This window comes from Chryseobacterium sp. PMSZPI (assembly GCF_002835665.1).
Lineage (GTDB): Bacteria > Bacteroidota > Bacteroidia > Flavobacteriales > Weeksellaceae > Chryseobacterium.
The window spans coordinates 132,340-153,077 of sequence record NZ_PIZV01000002.1 but is presented as its reverse complement, the minus strand read 5'-3'; the positions used below and the strand labels follow the sequence as shown (position 1 = coordinate 153,077).

At 33.3% G+C, this 20,738-nt stretch carries 16 protein-coding genes; 5 read left to right on the top strand and 11 right to left on the bottom strand.

Annotated features, from left to right (window positions below):
- Nucleotides 1-39: 39 nt before the first annotated feature.
- Nucleotides 40-1,203, bottom strand: coding sequence for an MFS transporter (locus CW752_RS00895; protein WP_101237918.1), 1,164 nt, complete (start codon nucleotides 1,201-1,203; stop codon nucleotides 40-42).
- Nucleotides 1,204-1,407: 204 nt separating this feature from the next.
- Between CW752_RS00895 and CW752_RS00890 the strand changes: the two genes are divergently transcribed.
- The 4 genes from CW752_RS00890 to CW752_RS00875 all read left to right on the top strand — a co-directional run bounded on the left by CW752_RS00890 (nucleotide 1,408) and on the right by CW752_RS00875 (nucleotide 7,073).
- Nucleotides 1,408-2,253 (top strand): helix-turn-helix domain-containing protein, encoded by an 846-nt coding sequence (locus tag CW752_RS00890; protein ID WP_228401550.1) that lies wholly within the window; start codon nucleotides 1,408-1,410, stop codon nucleotides 2,251-2,253.
- 257 nt (nucleotides 2,254-2,510) lie between these two features.
- Nucleotides 2,511-3,131: a GNAT family N-acetyltransferase gene (locus tag CW752_RS00885; RefSeq protein ID WP_101237917.1), complete on the top strand. Its 621-nt coding sequence runs from the start codon at nucleotides 2,511-2,513 to the stop codon at nucleotides 3,129-3,131.
- 32 nt (nucleotides 3,132-3,163) lie between these two features.
- Nucleotides 3,164-3,616 carry a DUF1569 domain-containing protein gene (locus CW752_RS00880; RefSeq protein ID WP_101237916.1) on the top strand — a complete coding sequence of 151 codons (453 nt, stop codon included), beginning with the start codon at nucleotides 3,164-3,166 and terminating at the stop codon, nucleotides 3,614-3,616.
- Nucleotides 3,617-3,743: 127 nt separating this feature from the next.
- The gene (locus CW752_RS00875; protein ID WP_101237915.1) at nucleotides 3,744-7,073 is read left to right on the top strand and encodes a DEAD/DEAH box helicase; all 3,330 of its coding nucleotides are present in this window, start codon (nucleotides 3,744-3,746) and stop codon (nucleotides 7,071-7,073) included.
- 460 nt (nucleotides 7,074-7,533) lie between these two features.
- Here the strand turns inward: CW752_RS00875 and CW752_RS00870 are convergent, their stop codons facing one another.
- The 3 genes from CW752_RS00870 to CW752_RS00860 all read right to left on the bottom strand — a co-directional run bounded on the left by CW752_RS00870 (nucleotide 7,534) and on the right by CW752_RS00860 (nucleotide 10,823).
- The gene (locus CW752_RS00870; RefSeq protein ID WP_101237914.1) at nucleotides 7,534-8,034 is read right to left on the bottom strand and encodes an endonuclease V; all 501 of its coding nucleotides are present in this window, start codon (nucleotides 8,032-8,034) and stop codon (nucleotides 7,534-7,536) included.
- Nucleotides 8,035-8,406: 372 nt separating this feature from the next.
- Nucleotides 8,407-9,432, bottom strand: a complete 1,026-nt coding sequence (locus CW752_RS00865) for a M28 family metallopeptidase (protein ID WP_101237913.1) — start codon at nucleotides 9,430-9,432, stop codon at nucleotides 8,407-8,409.
- A gap of 350 nt (nucleotides 9,433-9,782) precedes the next feature.
- Nucleotides 9,783-10,823 (bottom strand): M28 family metallopeptidase, encoded by a 1,041-nt coding sequence (locus tag CW752_RS00860; protein ID WP_101237912.1) that lies wholly within the window; start codon nucleotides 10,821-10,823, stop codon nucleotides 9,783-9,785.
- Nucleotides 10,824-10,911: 88 nt separating this feature from the next.
- Between CW752_RS00860 and CW752_RS00855 the strand changes: the two genes are divergently transcribed.
- A complete protein-coding gene (locus CW752_RS00855) occupies nucleotides 10,912-12,051 on the top strand; it encodes an aminotransferase class I/II-fold pyridoxal phosphate-dependent enzyme (RefSeq protein WP_101237911.1) in 1,140 nt (379 codons plus the stop codon).
- A gap of 403 nt (nucleotides 12,052-12,454) precedes the next feature.
- Here CW752_RS00855 and CW752_RS00850 read toward each other — a convergent pair whose 3' ends face one another.
- From CW752_RS00850 to radC, 7 genes are all read right to left on the bottom strand, one after another.
- Complete coding sequence (locus CW752_RS00850) at nucleotides 12,455-13,024, bottom strand: GNAT family N-acetyltransferase (RefSeq protein ID WP_101237910.1); 570 nt, start codon at nucleotides 13,022-13,024, stop codon at nucleotides 12,455-12,457.
- A gap of 635 nt (nucleotides 13,025-13,659) precedes the next feature.
- Nucleotides 13,660-16,392, bottom strand: coding sequence for a sodium-translocating pyrophosphatase (locus CW752_RS00845; RefSeq protein WP_101237909.1), 2,733 nt, complete (start codon nucleotides 16,390-16,392; stop codon nucleotides 13,660-13,662).
- Nucleotides 16,393-16,615: 223 nt separating this feature from the next.
- Nucleotides 16,616-17,227, bottom strand: coding sequence for an inorganic pyrophosphatase (locus tag CW752_RS00840; RefSeq protein ID WP_047495607.1), 612 nt, complete (start codon nucleotides 17,225-17,227; stop codon nucleotides 16,616-16,618).
- A gap of 18 nt (nucleotides 17,228-17,245) precedes the next feature.
- Nucleotides 17,246-17,758 (bottom strand): hypothetical protein, encoded by a 513-nt coding sequence (locus CW752_RS00835; protein ID WP_101237908.1) that lies wholly within the window; start codon nucleotides 17,756-17,758, stop codon nucleotides 17,246-17,248.
- A 24-nt stretch (nucleotides 17,759-17,782) separates the two neighbouring features.
- Complete coding sequence (locus tag CW752_RS00830; RefSeq protein WP_133121631.1) at nucleotides 17,783-18,904, bottom strand: hypothetical protein; 1,122 nt, start codon at nucleotides 18,902-18,904, stop codon at nucleotides 17,783-17,785.
- Between the two features lie 184 nt (nucleotides 18,905-19,088).
- Entirely contained in the window at nucleotides 19,089-19,979 is an 891-nt protein-coding gene (locus CW752_RS00825; RefSeq protein WP_101237906.1) for a hypothetical protein, read from the bottom strand.
- Complete coding sequence (radC, locus tag CW752_RS00820; RefSeq protein WP_101237905.1) at nucleotides 19,976-20,653, bottom strand: RadC family protein; 678 nt, start codon at nucleotides 20,651-20,653, stop codon at nucleotides 19,976-19,978. The genes CW752_RS00825 and radC overlap by 4 nt, the downstream gene beginning before the upstream one ends.
- Nucleotides 20,654-20,738: the final 85 nt, after the last annotated feature.

Genomic DNA, 20,738 nt, shown 5'->3' with positions numbered 1-20,738 from the left:
AAAGCTAAAAAACAATACAATAAGATATAATACAGAAAATTATAAGCCTTTATCTCTAAATATCTCCATTTGTCCGACGATAATCGTTAATACAATTCCAAAACATGCAAAAAGTCCGTAAGAATACCTGAGATCAAACCCTTCAGCAATATATCCGATAAGAGGTGGCCCTATTAAAAATCCGAGAAACGAAATGCTGGACACAAAAGACAATGCAATACTCGGTGCTACTTTACTTACTTTACCTACTGTACTGTAGACAGAAGGAACACTTAAAGAACTACCAAGACCAATGATCATAAAAGCGATGATGCACACCCATAACTGAGGAAAGAAAACACTTATGAATAAACCACCACTCATCAAAACTCCACAACCTTGTAAAATTATTTTTTTTCCATATTTTTCAATAACACGATTTCCTAAAAATCTCCCTAAAGTCATCATCAAAATAAAACTGGTATACCCCAGTATAACAAATTTTTCCGGAGCTTTTACAATGTTTTGGAAGTATACTCCGCTCCAATCAAACATCGCGCCTTCAATAGCCATGCTTAGAAATCCAATGATTCCTAAACCTATCAATGTGGGATTAACTGATTTAAAAATAGATTGTTTTTGTGGTTCAACCTTATGAATTTTATTGGTAAGATGATTTTTACTATAGAACCAGAGTGATACTACAAGAATGAAAGTAAATATGAAATGATAAAGAGTATCTATTTCCATATTGATCATGAACAATCCAATCAAAGCACCTGCCAATCCAGCGAAACACCATGCACCATGATAAGATGCCAAAAGCTCCCTTTTAGTAATAGACTCAACCTCAATAGCCTGTGTATTGATTGCAATATTGCATAAGTTTCCGGAAACCCCAAAGAAAAACAAAACAACAGCTAAGGTCCAGTAAGAAGGTGAAATAGCAATCAACAAAAGAAAGACGGAATATAGAAGAAAACATTTTTTAATAATCCAACTGCTTCCGTATTTACTAATTAACTTTCCGGACAACACCATCGTAGAAAGCTGCCCAATCGGCATCAAAAGTAAAAGGGTACCCAATTCTGCCTCATTGATTGAAAGTGCATTTTTGATAATCGGAATTCTACTTGCCCATGAAGAAAAAACAAGCCCATGGGCAAAGAAAAGTAAAAAACAGGCTGTTGGCATTTTCGCATTATAAGATTCCGTGTCTTGCATTATATCGTATTTGATTAATATTTCCGACTGCGAAGTTAACAACAGCCATCCAATAAAATATATTCCATTTTTGATATTTTATATTCCATTTTAAACAATGCTTTTAAAAAGAAAAATTAACTGCTTACATTTGTCCATAGGTTCATCTTAGTAATATAATATCCTTAGAAACCGTTTCATCCCAATCAATAATTAACTGATACAATGATAGATATTAAACCAAATTTCGAAGGGTTATGTATTGAAAAATATAAAGCAAGCAATATTATTGAATTCCGAAAAAATGCCAATAGAGTCAATAAGCTTTTACTTTGCTTCGTATCAAAAGGTGAAATGAGTATTCAAAGTAACGAATTTCTATTTCATAGTAAAAAGAACTCTGTAATAATGCTACTACCGGATACAGATATCATAAATGTTTCCTCTAATAACGAGCTAGATTTTGTAGTATTCTTTATTTCCCTGGACTTTATCAGTACTTATAGCTTTTTGACCGTACTTCTTGCCAGTGATGAAATCAAGTTTAATCCGGTCATGGAAACGGAAGCCCCTGCCGGAAAACTGATATGGTCTACTGTAAAACTTATCAGGGATTACCATTCTAAAACAACAGAAGAAAGTACAGTAGAGGCTGTTCAGTATTTATTGTATGCTTTATTTGAACTTATTTCCAAACTTTATTTACCCGTCATTAAAAATAACAGCCTTTTACAATCAAGAAGTCAGGACATTTTAGAATATTTTTTTAAATTGCTAAATGAGCATGGCCATTTACAAAGAAGTGTTTTATTCTATTCTGATCAACTTCATCTTTCCCCTCAATATTTAAGCAGCTTAATAAAAAAAGAAACCGGAAAGCCGATTAAACAATGGATAAGTTACAGAGTTATAAAACATGCACAGGAGCTGCTTAAAACAACATCTTTGTCCATTAAAGAAATCAGTAATCATCTTCAATTTGTGGACCCTTCTCTTTTTTGCAGATATTTCAGACGTTGTACAGGTATTACAGCAAATACTTACAGAGAAAACTATAAGATAAAAAAATAAACCACTTAAGTTTTTTTTACTGCCGTGCCTTATGTGTAATAAGGACACCTAAGCTTTGTGAAAATCGTTGATTTTCATCTGATGTGGACTTTTCTACGGAATCGTTGTAAATCAACTTACTTAAGTGAACTAAAGTGTTTTTAAAATGAAAGCTTCTATTGTTTATAAAGTTTAAACCACTTTATTAAGGTTTGTCATGCAACAATATTCTATTATTTTCTATTTTTCATTAAATTTGTTATCAAAAAGTATTCATTATGATTGAAAAATGGATTTCACATCCCACTATTTTAAAAGGAACTACAATTGATTTGATTCCTCTGGAAAAAGAACATTTTGAAGAATTATATATTGCGGCATCTGATAAAGAACTTTGGGAGCTAATTCCTACCGACTGTTCAGAAAAAGTGCTTTTTGATAAAAATTATGAACTGGCATTATCAGAAAGAGAATCCGGGAAACAATATCCCTTTGCCATCCTACATAAAGAAACCCAAAAACTCATAGGATCTACAAGATTTTTCGAGATCTATCCTTCAGATAAAAAACTGGAAATCGGATGGACATGGATAACTAAAGAATTTTGGGGAACAACAATTAATTTAGAATGTAAACTACTGCTGCTCAGGTTTTGTTTTGAAACGTTAAAGGCCAACAGAGTACAATTAAAAACCAAAGACACTAATTTCAGATCCAGAAAAGCCATTGAGAAAATTGGAGGTGTGTTTGAAGGAATTTTAAGAAAAGACCGTATTCAAAATGACGGTACTACGAGAAATGCAGCATATTATAGCATTCTAGATGATGAATGGACTGCTGCCAAAAACAAAATTGAAACCCAAATTGCAGAGAAAAAAACCTTGATGAAAGATTTATAGCTTAATTTTATTTTCACCACAAGATAATCTCCATGAAAAAAAATCTTTTAACAAAAGAAGCCTCAACTTCAATTATTGCAAGAATCAATAATTTATCGGCTACTCATCAACCGCAATGGGGAGAAATGACAGCCAGCGAAATGCTTTTACATTGTAATTCATGCAACAAGCAGATTTTGAAAGAAAGCAGGGAAAACCACAGAACTACTTTAAAAGAATATTTGTTAAGAATTCTGGCACTCTATATCGCTTCTGATTTTAAAAAGAACATTAAGGGGGAAGCCAGACACGAAACAAAAGGAAAAGTCGACAGCATTGATTTTGAAAACCAAAAAAATGAATTTATTCATTTAATTCAACAGTTCCCAACCAATACTCGTCCTTTAACTCTTACTCATCCTGCTTTTGGCAATATTTCAACTAACGAATGGGGAATTGCTGCTTATAAACATATGGATCATCATTTAAGACAATTCGGGGTGTAGCAATATTTACATATTATCTTGGTTTTTAAAAATTAAGCAGTAATTTTTCTCCAACCTGTCAAAGCTCCTCCTATAATCTTCTTATTCTGTTCCCTTGTTTTTTCGTAAGTTTGTTCCATCAATTGTTATGGCAGAATATATTCTTGAAAACATTAATATCGGTACCCTTTCCGTATATGATCTTTTAAAACATACTACAGAAAGTTCTTTTATAGAGACTAAAGATTTTCATAGCATATACCCCATTAGTATTGAAAATAATACCGGAGTATTTACCAAATCATCTCTACAGGAATTTCCATATGTTACCATAAGCAAAATTGGAAATTCACTACTCTGCTCCTGTACTTGTGACCATCAGGATAAACTTTGTATACATCGCGCTGAAATTATCCATTGTATTTTAGAAGAAAGGAATTATCGTATTTTTTTTGATGAATTACTTCGCAAAAAAACATTAATGATCAAGGCTAAGGGTTACGGTCTGGAAAACGAGCCGGATCTTGATGTTTATTTTCAGCCTGAATATGTTGATGGAAAAATTGAAATTTCACCCAAGATCAAAGAAATGCTCCAGATAGATGAGCTAACGCTTAAAAGAGATTTACTTCCCCAGCAGACCTCTCCATTGGAAGAGCTTTCTTTATCGGAAACAGGGAAAAAACAAATATTGGTCATCAGCAAACATCGCTATTACAATCATCTGATTTTTTCATTGATGGAATCAGAAATGACCCAAACCGGTAAAATTAAAAATCCGGTAAATCCTGTGGATACCATGCAACTGATTTGGAAAGCAGAAAAACCGTTAGAGATTAAATTTTATACTGCTATCTCAGCATTTCAAAATAATTATAACGAAGATTATAATCCTGCAGAACTCGAAGCTTTAAAATTAATTGTACAGAATCCTCTGGGCCTGGAAGTCTTTTATCACGATCGTGAAATTGCGGAAACCATCTCAAACAAATCCCTTGTACCTATTACACTTAATACTTTAGATGCTAAGGTTCAACTTTCTGTATTTAAGAAAGATCCGTTTTATGAAATCACCGGAGAACTCCTGTGTAATGATCGTTCCATTCCTTTTAAAAACATCATCCTTCGGAATGAATATTTTGTATTTAACGAAAACACTTTCAGCTTCATAAGTGATCCGGATATGCTTCGGGTCATTAAATATTTTAAAACCAATCATGAGATATTATTAATACATTCTTCCAAATATGAAGATTTTATGACCTCTATTTTATCTTCTCTCGAAGAACGTATTCACATAAATTACAGCTATATACAATCCGCAACGGAAGTACAACTTGAAGCCAAGGATTTTACTGTCGAAAAAATTATTTATCTACGTCAACAGGAAAATTATATCGGCATTACCCCAGTGATCAGGTATGGAGAACTGGAAGTTCCGGTCTATTCAAGAAAGCAGCTTTTCGACACCGATCAAAATGGGAATCTATTCAAAGTTGAAAGAAATGATGCTCTCGAAGCCCGCTTTACCTCTTTAGTGATGCAACAACATCCTGATTTCGAAGAGCAAATGGATGGATATCAATATTTCTATCTTCACAGAGATAAGTTTCTGGAAAACAATTGGTTCCTTAATGCTTTTGAAATCTGGAGAAATGAAGGGGTAAGTATCCTAGGATTTAATGAACTGAAAAACAATCACCTGAACCCACATCGAGCCAAAATCAACATCCAGATCACCAGTGGGCTGGATTGGTTCAATGCTAAATTAAAAGTAAGATTCGGACAAAAAGAAGCTTCTTTAAAACAGCTTCACAGGACAATCAGGAATAAAAGCAAATTCGTTCAACTGGATGATGGTACGTTGGGAATTCTTCCGGAAGAATGGATGAATAAAATGGCGGCCTATTTTCAAGCCGGAGAAATTGATGAAGAGCTATTAAAAATTCCAAAAATCAATTTTACTGAGATATCTTCTCTTTTTGAAAAAGAGATTTTAAGTGAAGAAGTTAAAGACGAAATCAATTCTTATTCATCGAAGTTTTATACTAACAAAAATATTCCCAAAATCAAGGTTCCATCCGAATTAAAGGCTGAATTGAGAGACTATCAACACGATGGCTTAAATTGGCTTAATTTTCTTGACGATTTTAATTTTGGTGGTTGCCTGGCAGATGATATGGGACTTGGAAAAACCCTTCAGGTTCTTGCTTTTATTCTATCACAAAGAGAAAAACGAGGGCACACAACCAATCTTGTTGTGGTACCCACATCCCTACTTTTTAATTGGCAGGAAGAAATCGAAAAGTTTGCGCCTTCTATAAAAGTATTCGTTCATTATGGAGCAGACAGGCAAAAATCTGCTATGCATTTCTCTGATCATGAGATTGTACTTACCAGCTATGGTATGCTACTTTCCGATATCCGATTTCTGAAAACCTTTTGTTTTAATTATATTTTTCTTGATGAATCCCAAACTATTAAAAATCCGAATTCTGAAAGGTATAAGGCCGCAAGACTGCTCCAGTCTAGAAACAGAGTTGTATTAACAGGTACCCCAATTGAAAATAACACTTTTGATCTCTACAGCCAGCTTTCATTTGCCTGCCCGGGATTATTAGGAAGTAAACAATATTTCAAGGATATTTATGCTATCCCTATCGATAAATTTGAATACAGTAAAAGGGCTATAGAACTTCAGCAGAAAATAAAACCTTTCATTCTGAGAAGAACCAAGAAACAAGTCGCTAAAGAACTTCCTGAAAAAACAGAAACTGTCATTTACTGTGAAATGAATGCTGAACAGCGAAAAATATACGATGCCTATGAAACGGAACTTCGTGAATTCATTGCAGCAAATGACGATGATGATCTCAACAAAAACAGTATGCATGTTCTTACCGGTCTCACCAGACTCAGGCAGATCTGTAACTCGCCCATTCTTTTAAAGGAAGGATATTCAGGAGAGCATGCTGTAAAAATTGAGATTCTGATGGAACAAATTTTAGGAAAATCCAAAGACCATAAAATACTGGTTTTCTCACAATTTGTCGGAATGCTAGAACTTGTAAAGGCAAAACTGGAGCACCATGGAATTCCATTTGAATACCTTACAGGCCAAACCAAAGACAGAGGTGAAAGAGTTCATAGTTTCCAGAATAATGATGAGATCCGGGTATTTCTCATCAGCTTAAAAGCAGGAGGTGTAGGACTCAACCTTACTCAGGCCGATTACATATACCTGATTGATCCATGGTGGAATCCTGCTATCGAAAATCAGGCGATTGACAGAAGTTACCGTATAGGACAAACTAAAAATGTTATTGCCGTTCGGATGATTTGTTCAGATACCGTAGAGGAGAAAATAGTAACACTTCAGCAAAAGAAAAAACATTTAGCACAAAACCTTCTCACAACAGATGGTAAAAAATTCCAAGGACTGTCAAAACAAGATCTTCTTGAAATACTTGATAATTAAAAACATAGCACAACCAGATACAATATATATGTTCAAACAAAAACCGACAGATAGTAGTCTGCCGGTTTAAAAAAACAAAAATTGATATGGATATGATTAAATGTGTGTTTTTAGTGCTTTCACCAACAGAGTAGTTATTTTTTTGTTGAGACAAATTTATATTTATTTAGAATTAATAAAAATAAGAATGTAGTGATATTTATCAGTTTATTAATATTTACTGATCAATACATTAAAGTTGTTTAAACTTTATAAACCACAGAAGTTTTCATTTTTAAAACACTTTATTTCACTTAGGTAAGTTTGTTTAACTAGTTTTAAAAAAACTTAAATGGTTGAAAATAATCAATATAAAAGTTTAAACAGCTTCATTAAAAAATAAATTGAAAATAACTTTCAACTAATATGCAATCAATATGACAGTGTCAAATTTCTAAACTGAACTTTTTGTTTATGAACTTTATATCCTGCTTAATTGATCCAGTTTTTTCAATAGTGCAGGTATTCTGAATTCCCCATACATTTGTTCAACATTATGCTTTATCTCATCAACATCTACCCCTTTCGCAGTAAGAAATAATGGTGTTTTGCTTTCTCCCCGATAGACTTTTCTTCTTTGAGCATCAGGAGCTGTAAATTCATTTTTCGCAACACCAACAACAGGATATTGCCTGTTTAAAGCTTCATAAAGATATCCACCCAATCCCATTTTACCATTATCATCAAGACTAACATATCCATCAACAAGAATAATGTCTCCTTGTTTTAAAACTATTTTCTTTAATAAACTTACGATACAAGGTAATTCTCTTTTATAAAAAGCACCACTTTCATATGCTGAGCTTATAGGAGTCTGTTCCGTAAAAATTTCTGTTTCGTTTGCAGAATTCCAATCTTTGAAGGCTATGCATACTGTATTGGCATAATTTTCATAATAGTAGGTGTCAAACGCGTAAATCATGGTATTAATTTATTAAAAGAGATTGTCTCAAGAATCTAATCATAGGCGTTTGAGACAATCTCTTTAAGTTAATTTTTCTGTTTATTTTTTTGATATTACAAAACTTAGTTTTATCATCCAGTGATGTCAACCGAGGAGACTCAATATGTTTATTGTAATAATTATTATGGTGACTATATACAATTTTACACCACTGTCATTGACTACGTCGAACCTTCGATTTCTGACACAGACTGAAGGTCTTGCGAACGCAGTTCAAAAGAATCTCATAATCTGGCTTAGATTCTTCATTTCACTTCGTTACATTCAGAATGACAGGTTCATAATACTAAAATAACTGCATTAGTCTAAAATTGTATATAATTACCATTATTATTTTTTGTCAACGATAATTCTCTCTGCTCTATTAGCAATATCCCATGCTGTGGTAAAAATAAGCTGGGTTCTTTTTTCTAAGAGCGGATAATCAATTTTATCCGGTTTATCTGTTGGTTTGTGATAATCCTCATGAATTCCGTCAAAGAAAAACGCAATCGGAATATTATTTTTAGCAAAATTATAATGATCGGAACGGTAATAAAGTTTCTCAGGATCATTAAGATCGTCATATTTATAATTCAATTCCAGATTATTGGTTTTCTTATTAGCAGCTTCATTGATCACTTTAAGCTGGGAGCTCAACATGTCCGATCCAATTACATACACATATTGCTTTCCTTTGTTAGCAGGGTCATCACGACCAATCATATCGATATTAAGGTCTACCACAGTATTAGCCAATGGAAAGACAGGATTCTTAGTATAATACAGGGAACCAAACAAACCATATTCTTCTCCTGTTACATGAAGAAACAATACGGATCTTTTAGGGCCTTTTCCTTTATTCTTAGCTTCCTGAAATGCTTTTGCCATCTCCATAACAGCAACAGTTCCACTTCCGTCATCATCTGCACCATTATATATTACTCCATTTATGATCCCCACATGGTCATAGTGAGCAGACACCACCACAATTTCATTCGGTTTTTCGTTTCCTTCAATGAATGCCATAATATTTTCAGAATCAGGAAGATTTCCGCCATTTTGATTCAGAAACGCTGCCGGCACTTTTTGATAATAAGAACCTAAAGATTTAGGATATGAAATTCCTAAATTTTTATAGTAGTTAATGATATATTCACCTGCTTTTTTCTGGCCTTTACTTCCTGTATTTCTTCCTTCCATCTCATCAGAAGCAATAATATACAGGTTTTTCTTTAAATCTTCTGCTCTGATCATTTTATAAGCATTTGCAAATCCATTGTCGTTTGCGGAAGATGAAGTTTCATCAGAATTATCAGATGTGCCACAGCCAGCCATCAGAGCCAGAAATAATAACGGAGTAAGTAATTTTTTCATACAAAATATTTTTTCTAAATCTAATAAATTATCCCTACTCCTTTACATATTATAAAATAATACATTAAAAATTACTTTTCGTTTAAAAGCTTCCCTTATTTACAAAGAACAAATTATCATTCTAAAGTAAAAATAATGATTAGCCTAATGCATCCATTCAATACAAGTAAATATTTCAAATTAAAAAATCAAAAACGACAACCTATTCACAAAAATAAAAGAAATTTGTTGTTGAATTTTCATTTTATACATTCATAAAAAATTGCCACGAAAACACTGTTAAGTATGTATTTGTGGCAATTTTTTTATTGGATTATCCATTTCTAAGAATGGATACTTTACGGTTCACACTATTTTTTATCAACGATAATTCTTTCTGCCCTGTTGGCAATATCCCATGCTGTGGTAAAAATAAGCTGTGCCCTTTTTTGTAAAAGCGGATAATCAATTTTATCAGGTTTATCTGTTGGCTTGTGATAATCTTCATGAATTCCGTCAAAGAAAAATGCAACCGGAATATTATGTTTTGCAAAATTATAATGGTCGGAACGATAATAAAGTTGTTCAGGATCATTAAGATCGTCATATTTATAATTTAATTCCAGATTATTGGTTTTCTTATTGGCAGCTTCATTAATTACTTTCAGCTGAGAACTCAACATATCCGATCCAATCACATACACATATTGTTTACCTCTGTTGGCAGGATCATCGCGACCAATCATATCAATATTAAGATCAACTACGGTATTGGCCAATGGGAAAACAGGATTGTCGGAATAAAATTCAGAACCAAATAAACCATGTTCTTCTCCCGTCACATGAAGAAACAAAATTGACCTTTTAGGGCCTTTCCCGGCTTTTTTTGCCTCCTGGAAAGCTTTCGCAATCTCCATTACGGCAACAGTCCCGCTTCCATCATCATCTGCCCCATTATAAACAACACCATTCTTTGTTCCTACGTGATCGTAATGTCCGGAAATCACAACAATTTCTTCCGGTTTTTCACTTCCTTCAATAAAAGCCAGAATATTTTCAGAATCAGGAAGGTTTCCTCCCCCTCTTTTTTTCATAAAGTCAGACGGAACCTTTTGATAATAAGACCCTAATGCTTTTGGATGTGAAATTCCTAAATTTTTATAATAATTAACGATATACTCTCCCGCTTTTTTTTGCCCCGGGCTTCCTGTATCTCTTCCCTCCATTTCATCAGAAGCAATGACGTATAGATTCCTTTTTAAGTTCTCTGCTTTAATTGATGCATATGCATCGGAAAATGCTTTATCATGATAGGTGGAAATAGATGGTGAAGATGTTCCTTCAGAATTCTTTACCGCTCCACAGCTGGTCATTACAGCAATAGCAAATAGCGGAATCAGTATTTTTCTCATATAGAAATAAATTTCTTAAAAATAACAAATTTTATTTAATCATTAGTGAAATGTTATTTTTCATATATTTGATATAAATGCAAAATTGATGAATCAAATTTATGGATTTACTCATTATTCCTTTTTTACGGAAATGTCCGAGTTAGCAACAAAACATGGAAGCTTTGACCTGTCCCTCGGACTCCCCGATTTTGATATTGATGAACGACTGAAAACCTTTCTGCAGGAATCTGCAGAGCTGAATCATCATCAATACGAGCCTCTTGCCGGAAATCCTTTATTGATTGAAAATATTATTTCTTTCAATCTTAAAAGAAAAAATAGCATCCGTTTGAAACAAAAGGAGATTACGATTGTCCCTTGTGCAACCTTTGCTTTATATACAGCACTTAAATCAATTTTAAATCAAGGAGATGAAGTTATTATCATCCAGCCATCTTATTACACCTATGGCCCTTCAGTTGTAATGAATGGAGGAATCCCTGTCTATTATGATCTTGATAATAATTTTGCAGTAAATTGGGAAAATTTAAAAAAACATATTTCTGAAAAAACTAAAGCAATCATTATTAATTCCCCTCAGAATCCAACCGGAAAAATATGGAAAAAGGACGATTGGAATCAGTTGTATGAATTGATAAAGAATCGTGAAATCTACTTAATTTCGGAAGAGATTTATGATACTTATTGTTATGATGGTGCAGAACATTACAGCTCTTTTCTTCATCCGGAGCTTAAGAGCAGAACATTTTGCATTTTCTCTTTTGGTAAGATGTTTCATACATCCGGCTGGAAAGTGAGCTATATGATCGCTTCAGAGGAACTTACAACATCATTTCAGTGTCACCAACAGTATATTTCTTATAGTGCAAATGCTCCTGCTCAATATGCTTTAGCAAAATATCTGGAAATATTTGATCCGAGTATCAATCAAAATATGATGCAAAGAAAAAGAAATATCTTTAATGAACTGCTTAAGGAAACACCTTTATACATAGAACAACAGGCAGAAGGTAGTGTTTTTCAAGTCGTCAATTTCAGAAATATTTCCAAAACAATGTCTGATACAGAATTTTCAAAATGGCTGACTATTGAGAAAAAAGTCGCCTGTTTACCGCTTTCCGCATTTTATAACTCCAAGCAAAATTCAGATTACATCAGATTTAGTTTTGCTAAGAAAGATGAAATAATTATTCAGGCATTGGAGCATCTGAGAAAGAATCTATAATGATAATATGTTTTTATTAGATTGGAAGTCACAAAGAATTAAAAGAAAACATACTGCTTTTAAGGCGCAAGAAAATCAGAGATTTTCAACTAGGATAGCACTTAACACTATGCACAAGTAAAGTTCTAAGAGGCTGTTTAAATTTTAAGAATTAATTTGCCATTTTTTTCTTATGAATAAGTTTCACCATTAAGATTATTAAGATTTTTGAATAGTAAGCTTGAGCTCCATTAATAGCATGTAACCTCAGAAAAGATTGCTTTTCATTTAATATTGTATTAATTTTTTTGTTGGCAATATAAAATAAAAATAAGAAGAGAAATACTAGAAATAAAGATAAAAGTATTAACCGACTTATATTTAATTCTTCTGTTACAATGTATAGTAAAATGAAATTTGTGTCTTAAACATGTCTCATAAAATAAAGTGGATAATTAAGAACGTGATTCTCTTCAAAAAGCTCGAATCCAGATTTTTGATAAAATATAACGTTTTCCCGGGCAGTAGTTTCTAGTATGATTGTTTTTTCTTTATAATATTCTAAAGTTTCTCTCAATAATGCAGTTCCAGTTCCTTTGCCCTGTTGCGAGGGTCTTGTCCCCATCAACCATAAGTGAATATAATCAGAACTGCTATGGTTCATTCTTAATACCTTTTCTCTTTTTAAAACTTTTAAAATATTCATTATTCCAATAACATTAAAAGCTAATTGAATTTCTAAAAGCAGCCTTTTAAATGTAAATTTTTTAGAATGGATAAATAGTATAACAGAATTTATGTCATTATTAGTAAATGCTTTTCCAAACATTAAAGCCATTCTGAATTGGTATGTGAAAAGCCCTTTTAATTTTTTTTTCCTGTTTTTTCCAAAACCTACAATAAAGTTGATTGAATTATCAATCATAACATTCTCGAAACTTTCAGTCAAAATTTCGACTATAATTTTTTCATGTGTCTTACTAGCGTCAATCATATTCTTATGGTATTTTTATAGCTATGACTAACGTCTAAGCTATATTGATATAAACTATTTTCTATTGGCAAACATAATATTTTTTATCTCAAATAAACTTTCCGAAATTGAACAGAAAGAGAAGATACAAGAGAATATAGAATTAATGAAAAATAGCTCTATAATGACTTGGTAGCATGTTAATATGCATGGGAAGTATGATTTTGTAATTGATATTGAAAAACCACCATTCGACATGATTAATATTAACTCATTAAATATTAATTAATTATGGATTAAAATGAACATTTTGTCTCATTTTTGGTTTGAAGCCATATTTGAATCTGCATAATCCGCCAGATCAGCGAGAGTCTCAAAAAAAGAATGATATGATGATTAAAACCATTTACAATCTATAGGAAAAAATCTTTGCGTCTTCATGCAATTTTTCATTCAGCAGGAATCCCAATGATACTCTACATCAAAAATTTCATTCGTGAATTAGTGGCAATAAATATGCATAATCAATTTTACTATAGATAATGTCTTTTCGCCTTAAAAACATAATTTCAATATTTCTATTTCACATTGCATTCTTCCAACAAAGCAAAAAAGCACCGCCAATGCAGTGCTTTAGATTATATTAAATCGATCTTTTACAGAGCCAAAACTCTTACATCAATCCTTCTGTTTTTTGCTTTACATTCATCTGTATCATTAGCTTCACAGATAGGGTGTTGAGAGCCATACCCTTCTGCTTCAATCCTATCTGCGGATACTCCCAACTCTAATAACTTTAACTTGGCTGTTTGTGCTCTTAAGTTGGAAAGTTGCTGATTACTTTCTTCATTACCGGTATTGTCTGTATAACCTCCTAATTTTATCCTTAAACCAGGATATGCATTTAAGATTTCTGCCAGATTATTCAATTGCATTTCGTAGCCTGCTTTCAAGTCACTGGAACCTGTTTCAAAATAAAGGTTTTCAATAGTATACCATTTATTAGGATCTAAAATAGATTGATCTTTTTGTTTAATTCCTGTATACAGCTGATAGATCTGACTATTCTCTCCCAAGGCAACTGTTTTGCCTCCATTTAATTTTATTTTCTGAATATTTCCTGTTTCATAGACAAAGTCTCCACTTTCATTCAAATGTCCTTTGATTTCTTTTGGACCTGACGGAACGGTTTTAAGATCGACATTCGCAGAAGAATCTCCGCCGGAAGCTCTCATCAAACTTTCTAATTTAGCTTTTCTGTTAGCTTCAATTTTATCTTTATGCAAAACAGCTAACGTGGGAGCAATCACTAATGAAACAATTGACATTAGTTTGATGAGAATATTCATAGATGGTCCGGAAGTATCTTTAAATGGATCTCCTACCGTATCTCCTGTTACGGAAGCTTTATGAGGTTCAGAACCTTTGTAATACGTCTGGCCGTTAATATCAACTCCTTTTTCAAATGACTTTTTGGCGTTATCCCAGGCTCCACCTGCATTATTCTGAAACATCCCCATTAAAACACCGCTTACTGTAGCTCCTGCTAGAAATCCACCTAATACTTCAGGACCAAAAATAAATCCGATAAGCAATGGCGAGATAATAGCAATAGCGCCCGGAAGCATCATCTTTTTAATAGAAGCATCTGTAGAAATTGCCACACATTTTTCATATTCCGGTTGAGCTTTTCCTTCCAGAATACCGGGAATTTCCCGAAATTGTCTCCTTACTTCTTCTACCATTGCCATGGCAGCTTGTCCAACAGCTGTAATCGCTAATGAAGAAAATATAAATGGGATCATTCCTCCTACAAATAGTCCCGCTAAGACATCTGCCCGGTAAATATCTATACCATCAATCCCTGCAATCCCCACAAAGGCAGCAAAAAGAGCCAATGCCGTTAAAGCAGCCGATGCAATAGCAAATCCTTTTCCGGTAGCCGCTGTTGTATTTCCTACGGCATCTAAAATATCTGTTTTTTCACGAACTTCTTTAGGAAGTTCACTCATTTCCGCAATACCACCTGCATTATCTGCAATAGGACCGAATGCGTCAATGGCCAGTTGCATGGCTGTAGTAGCCATCATCCCTGCTGCTGCAATAGCAACTCCATATAATCCGGCACACAAATAAGATCCGTAAATCCCACCTGCCAATACTATAATCGGAAGTAAAGTAGATTCCATACCAACAGAAAGTCCACCAATAATATTGGTAGCATGTCCGGTGGAAGATTGTCTTACAATACTTGAAACCGGTCTTTTTCCCATAGCCGTATAATACTCTGTAATGATGCTCATTAAGGTTCCCACAACCAATCCTACCATAATTGCTCCAAACACGCCCATTTTCGTAAACTCATGCCCTCTGAGCACCATAGTTTCAGGAAGAATATAAGTCACCAAAAAATAAGAGGCTATGGCTGTAATAATAATGCTTCCCCAGTTTCCTAAATTTAAGGCATTCTGTACACTGGAAGTTGATGCACCATCATTATCATTAATCCTTACAAATAAGGTTCCTACAATTGAAAAAATAATTCCTGTTCCTGCAATCAGCATGGGCAAAAGTATCGGAGCAAAGCCTCCAAAAGAGTCATCCGAAATGGTTTCTCTTCCCAATACCATCGTTGCCAAAACAGTTGCTACATAAGAACCAAACAGGTCTGCTCCCATTCCCGCTACATCTCCTACATTGTCTCCCACATTATCTGCAATAGTTGCAGGATTTCTCGGGTCGTCTTCAGGAATTCCTGCCTCTACTTTCCCGACTAAGTCAGCACCCACATCTGCTGCTTTTGTGTAAATACCACCACCTACTCTCGCAAAAAGGGCAATAGATTCCGCTCCTAACGAAAATCCTGTAAGAATTTCGATGGTTCTTTCCATTTCATGGGAATCAACAGTTGCATCGGGTGCAAAAATCTGTTTAATAATCAAAAACAATGCTCCAAGCCCCAAAACAGCCAGCCCGGCAACTCCCATTCCCATTACAGAACCTCCTGTAAAAGAAACTTTAAGTGCTTTTGAAAGTGAAGTTCTTGCTGCTTCTGCTGTTCTTACATTCGCTTTGGTAGCAATTTTCATCCCAATAAAGCCGGCTGATGCCGAAAATATCGCTCCCATAACAAAAGCAATCCCTATGCTCCAATGGGAGTTGGCGTTAGTAGATCCCATGACAGCCAACAAGATCGCAACAACAATAACAAAGTAGGTTAAAATTTTGTATTCTGCTTTTAAAAAAGCCATTGCACCATCAGCAATATGACCGCTGATGATTTTCATTTTTTCATTTCCGGCATTTTGTTTACTAACCCAATTGCTTTGAAGAAAGGTGTAAAGTAAAGCCACAACACCAAAAATTGGTACTAACACAAATAGATCCATAGTTTAATATTTTTTTGGTAATAGAAAATTAAATATAATAAATAATTACCAGCAAAGCATTAAAAAAATTGACAGTTCCATGTTTATTCTCAAAAGAATCAGAAATATAGGATGGGTTTAGTATAAGGTTTGAAGCCGGAAAATGGAGTTATAAAGCTTAATTAATAAAAAAGGATAAGCAAAAACCTGCTTATCCTTTTTTATTGTATGTGTGGGAAGAATTTTATCCTCCGAATTTTTCAGCGTAATCTGCCTGAGAAGCTTTAATCACTTTTCTAGCATGCTCAGCACCGTATACCTCCTGAATTCTACATTTTGCAGGCTCATCCGGTAAATTTTTATACGTTAAGAAGTAGTGCATTAGTCTTTTTACTTCAGCTTCCGGTAATTCAGAAATATCTCTGAAGTGTCCAAACGCGTGATCATTAATCATTACAGCAACGATTTTATCATCAGCTTCTCCTCCGTCAATCATTTTAAATCCTCCGATTGGAATAGCTTCCATCAATAAACCACCAGCGTGAATATTGTGAGAGCTTAATACACAAATATCAAGTGGATCATGATCTCCCATTGTTACGTCATCAGCACCTGCTTCAATCGCAAGTTTCATTACTTCATTATGACAGTATGTTCTAGGAACAAAACCATATAAAGCCGGAATAATGTTAGAAAACTTCTGTGGTCTGTCTACCTTTAAATATCCAGTTTCTTTATCAACTTCATATTTGATCGTATCTGAAGGAACAATTTCCACAAATACGTTAACAACATTGGGTGCATCCTCTCCTGCAGAAATTCCATGCCATGGATGTGCTTTAAAATTTGGAATCATTATTTTATCTGTTATTTTTTAAGTTATAATTAAAATTTCTTTTCTTAAATCTTCAATCGTGATCGCAATGTAATCATCGCCCTCCATATAATTCATGATAAAAATGGTCTTGAACTCATCCAGATCAGTATGACCATTTATACCTTCATATGTTTTGTGAAGCAATTCTATTACAGCGTTTTTTGAATCTACTATATTTTTCCATGCATTTTTCGTCAGATAAAGCTGTTGTGAAGAATTGTATTCAAACTCTTCATTAATTGTCTTTTCTGTAAGAAAAATAAATTCATGAACTTCCAGTTTTTTATCAAATTTCTGAATAAGGTTGGATGGTTTTATCCTTTCAAGAAACAAGGTCATTCTTTCATAAGAATGTGCTTTATTCTCTGAATTTGATTTTACCGTAAGCAATTTGATTTCTTGATTTTTAAGCGTAATATATGAATGTACAAATTGTCTCAGCAAAACCAAAAAAGGAATTGCAATAATCAATGCAAAGGCATACGGTAGATATTCTGAAAAATTCGCCATAATTTTAGGTTGCAAAATTACTAATTATTTTCCGTCTTCTAAAGAGTTTTTGAAGATATCCACTTTAGAGTTCTGGATATAAATCATCGCAAGGATAATTAACAGATAAAAACCGATCATCATTCTATTTACCAATGACGGAAAAACCAAAAATCTTAAAAAGACAGAACCATAAATTATGGCAAAAAATAAATATTGTGCCTGGTTCTTTTTATTAGTTAAAGAGAAGTTATTGGCCAGCAGCATCACTAAAAACAGCAATAAAATTGGAAAATAAGAAGAATTAAACTCAAACAGAATTTTACTTTTAATATAATGTAAATAAGCAGAAAAGTCAAATGCATCGGGTTGTGACACAGGATAAATCTGAACTTGTGTAAACTGGTTCATAAACAATGTGGACCATGCAATCTGATTAAAATACTGTACTAAAAAGAAAGACGAAAATATGTATCCGTAGGATAAAATTAATAGTGGTGTCTTAATGTGAAGCTTAGCTTTATATAAAAAGATGAAGGCATATAGCAAAGAATAAAAAATAAAATACTCTGGCCTTGCCAAAACACAGAGCATGGCAAAGATTGTTGCCCCAAAAAAACTTTTTCTTATTGTAAATGCATAAAAGCTTAGAAGAAGTAACAAACACGATAAAGAGTCTGCAGATGCATGTCTGCTTGCTTCTAAAAGAGGCTTAAATAATGAAAACAAAAGCGTTATAATAACAGCAAGTGTATTATTTTTTAAAATTCTCATGAGAAAGCATAGAACCAACATAAGAATCGCAGCATACGAAATAATTGAAATCAAAAATGTGGATGTAGAAGCTTGAAAACCGAGCTTGAAAAAACACCAGTTGATAAAATTATAGAAAGGTTTTACTACAAATAGTTGCAGTTCCTCTTCATACGCTTTGGGATTTTCTGCCAGGGTTTTATAGTAGGTACTTTCACCTTTCGCCACTTCCTCAATATTGGGATCTACGGGAGCCTCTGCGGAAAAACCAGGATTTTTACCTTTCAGTTCACTATAAACTTTTTGATGAATCTCTTCAATCTTCATATCGGGAAACTCTGCTTTATAGATCAGTCCCATATAAGCCTCCATATCAACGTTATAATATTGATGGGTATAGAGAAAGTATGACATGAAGCCTACATAAATTGAAAAAATAAAAACTATAATATTTTCCCGTTTTTTCATATACAATTATAAAAAGGCAAATGTAAAAAAACTATTTTGAGATAATGCCTTCTATAACAGGTTTTGCAATAAATATTTTATCAAATACTTAGATTTTACAACAAAATAAGCAAACAGATATATTATGGATTTAAAAGAATCTAAGATGCTTTAAAAGATCCTTTTTAGAATTTTGAATCACTGTATAAGGCTTTAATTCCGGACGAAATCCTCTGAAAAATTCGTCCATATTGGGTAAATCCCCTCCTTCAAAGTCAAAAATATGAGTTTCAATCGTCTCTTTGATCATATTATCTATTAATACTGATGCTCCGGATAACTTCACATAGTCTTTATCATTAAATGATCCTAAAAGAGCAACTGTTCTTTCGTCAAAATACATTGCGATCACATTGATGATCTTACTTTTATAGATAAAAGCCATCACCTTAAGGCGTCCTGAATTCTCCAAAGCATTAAAAATTTCCAAAAAGCTTTTTTTATCCCCATCATCCTTTGCTCCAATAAGACTTTCGGAAATAAAACCTTGGGCATCTGCCATCCTTACTTCCTTCACTTGAGAATCGAGTAAAACTTCATCATCAAGCCTTAATTTTCTTTTTCTTTTAGGAGAATATCGTTGACGTACAACCTCATATTTTTCCGGATACATTAAAAAATTTTTTTTACTCTTTAATTCTTCAGTAAACTTATTCTCATCATTAAAAGCATAATACCAAATATTATATTTTTCCCGAAAAAACTGTAGAAAAAGATCATTAAGCTCCTTATTTTCTTTGGGTGAAAAAATACCCAGTTGTTGACATAATTTAGGATTAATCACAAACTTAATTCCAAACTTTTTAATAAAAGGTATAGGCATTACCGCCTCGTAGTCTTTATAAACTAAAATCTCCCATTGCTTTTTCGAACTAATATCCAGAAAATCTTTGGTTGCAGAATATTTTCTTTGTTCAGAATTTTCTAAGCATTGAGAATATTTAATAAAATCAATTTCATTATATTTCAATCTTCTAATCATAGCAATCCTGTATCCGAGAAACTTATATATGATTCCTGTGTAATAATGATATGGTCTAAAAGCTGAATGCTTAAAGTTTTCCCTGCCTCCTTTATTTTTTGAGTAATGTTTAGATCTTCCCTGCTTGGCTTTAAGCTACCTGAAGGATGATTATGGGCGATGATAATACCCGTCGAAAAATGATCTAAAGCCATTTTAAATAATATTCTCACATCAACAATAGATTGACTTATTCCCCCTTGCGTTAATTGTGAAATATGAATGACTTTATTAGAATTATTCAAAAAAATTGCCCAAAACTCCTCGGTCCTTAAATCTGATAATTGATTTTTGAGAATTAAGTAAGCATCATGACTATTTCCAATTATTGATCTTTCAGGAATCTCCTGCCCTGATCTTCTTCTTCCGATTTCTAGTGCCGCCATGATGGAAATAGCTTTCACTTCACCAATTCCCTTAAATTTCATTAGATCTTTAACGGAAAGTAAGCTTAATTGATGCCAATTATTATTTACTGAAGCGAGAATCTTTCTTGCCAGTTCTACCGCACTTTCGTCCTTACTTCCACTTCCCATAATGACAGCCAGTAATTCGGAATCAGAAAGTGAATTCTTACCTTTTTGCAAAAATTTTTCTCTCGGTCTATCGTCTTCGGCAAGAAATTTTATGGGCATGGAATTGAATTATAAATTATGAAGGAAGTTATGAATTAATAGAATGCAGACAAAATAATGGGTTGCACTGATTGATTAATATATT

Excerpts from the sequence above, each read along its gene's own strand:
- CW752_RS00835 (WP_101237908.1), bottom strand. The coding sequence starts at position 17,758 with ATGGCGAATTTTTCAGAATATCTACCGTATGCCTTTGCATTGATTATT.
- CW752_RS00875 (WP_101237915.1), top strand. The coding sequence starts at position 3,744 with ATGGCAGAATATATTCTTGAAAACATTAATATCGGTACCCTTTCCGTA.
- CW752_RS00870 (WP_101237914.1), bottom strand. The coding sequence starts at position 8,034 with ATGATTTACGCGTTTGACACCTACTATTATGAAAATTATGCCAATACA.
- CW752_RS00880 (WP_101237916.1), top strand. The coding sequence starts at position 3,164 with ATGAAAAAAAATCTTTTAACAAAAGAAGCCTCAACTTCAATTATTGCA.
- CW752_RS00865 (WP_101237913.1), bottom strand. The coding sequence starts at position 9,432 with ATGAAAAAATTACTTACTCCGTTATTATTTCTGGCTCTGATGGCTGGC.
- CW752_RS00825 (WP_101237906.1), bottom strand. The coding sequence starts at position 19,979 with ATGATTAGAAGATTGAAATATAATGAAATTGATTTTATTAAATATTCT.
- CW752_RS00845 (WP_101237909.1), bottom strand. The coding sequence starts at position 16,392 with ATGGATCTATTTGTGTTAGTACCAATTTTTGGTGTTGTGGCTTTACTT.
- CW752_RS00850 (WP_101237910.1), bottom strand. The coding sequence starts at position 13,024 with ATGATTGACGCTAGTAAGACACATGAAAAAATTATAGTCGAAATTTTG.
- CW752_RS00840 (WP_047495607.1), bottom strand. The coding sequence starts at position 17,227 with ATGATTCCAAATTTTAAAGCACATCCATGGCATGGAATTTCTGCAGGA.
- CW752_RS00895 (WP_101237918.1), bottom strand. The coding sequence starts at position 1,203 with ATGCAAGACACGGAATCTTATAATGCGAAAATGCCAACAGCCTGTTTT.
- radC (WP_101237905.1), bottom strand. The coding sequence starts at position 20,653 with ATGCCCATAAAATTTCTTGCCGAAGACGATAGACCGAGAGAAAAATTT.
- CW752_RS00830 (WP_133121631.1), bottom strand. The coding sequence starts at position 18,904 with ATGTCATACTTTCTCTATACCCATCAATATTATAACGTTGATATGGAG.
- CW752_RS00855 (WP_101237911.1), top strand. The coding sequence starts at position 10,912 with ATGAATCAAATTTATGGATTTACTCATTATTCCTTTTTTACGGAAATG.
- CW752_RS00860 (WP_101237912.1), bottom strand. The coding sequence starts at position 10,823 with ATGAGAAAAATACTGATTCCGCTATTTGCTATTGCTGTAATGACCAGC.
- CW752_RS00885 (WP_101237917.1), top strand. The coding sequence starts at position 2,511 with ATGATTGAAAAATGGATTTCACATCCCACTATTTTAAAAGGAACTACA.
- CW752_RS00890 (WP_228401550.1), top strand. The coding sequence starts at position 1,408 with ATGATAGATATTAAACCAAATTTCGAAGGGTTATGTATTGAAAAATAT.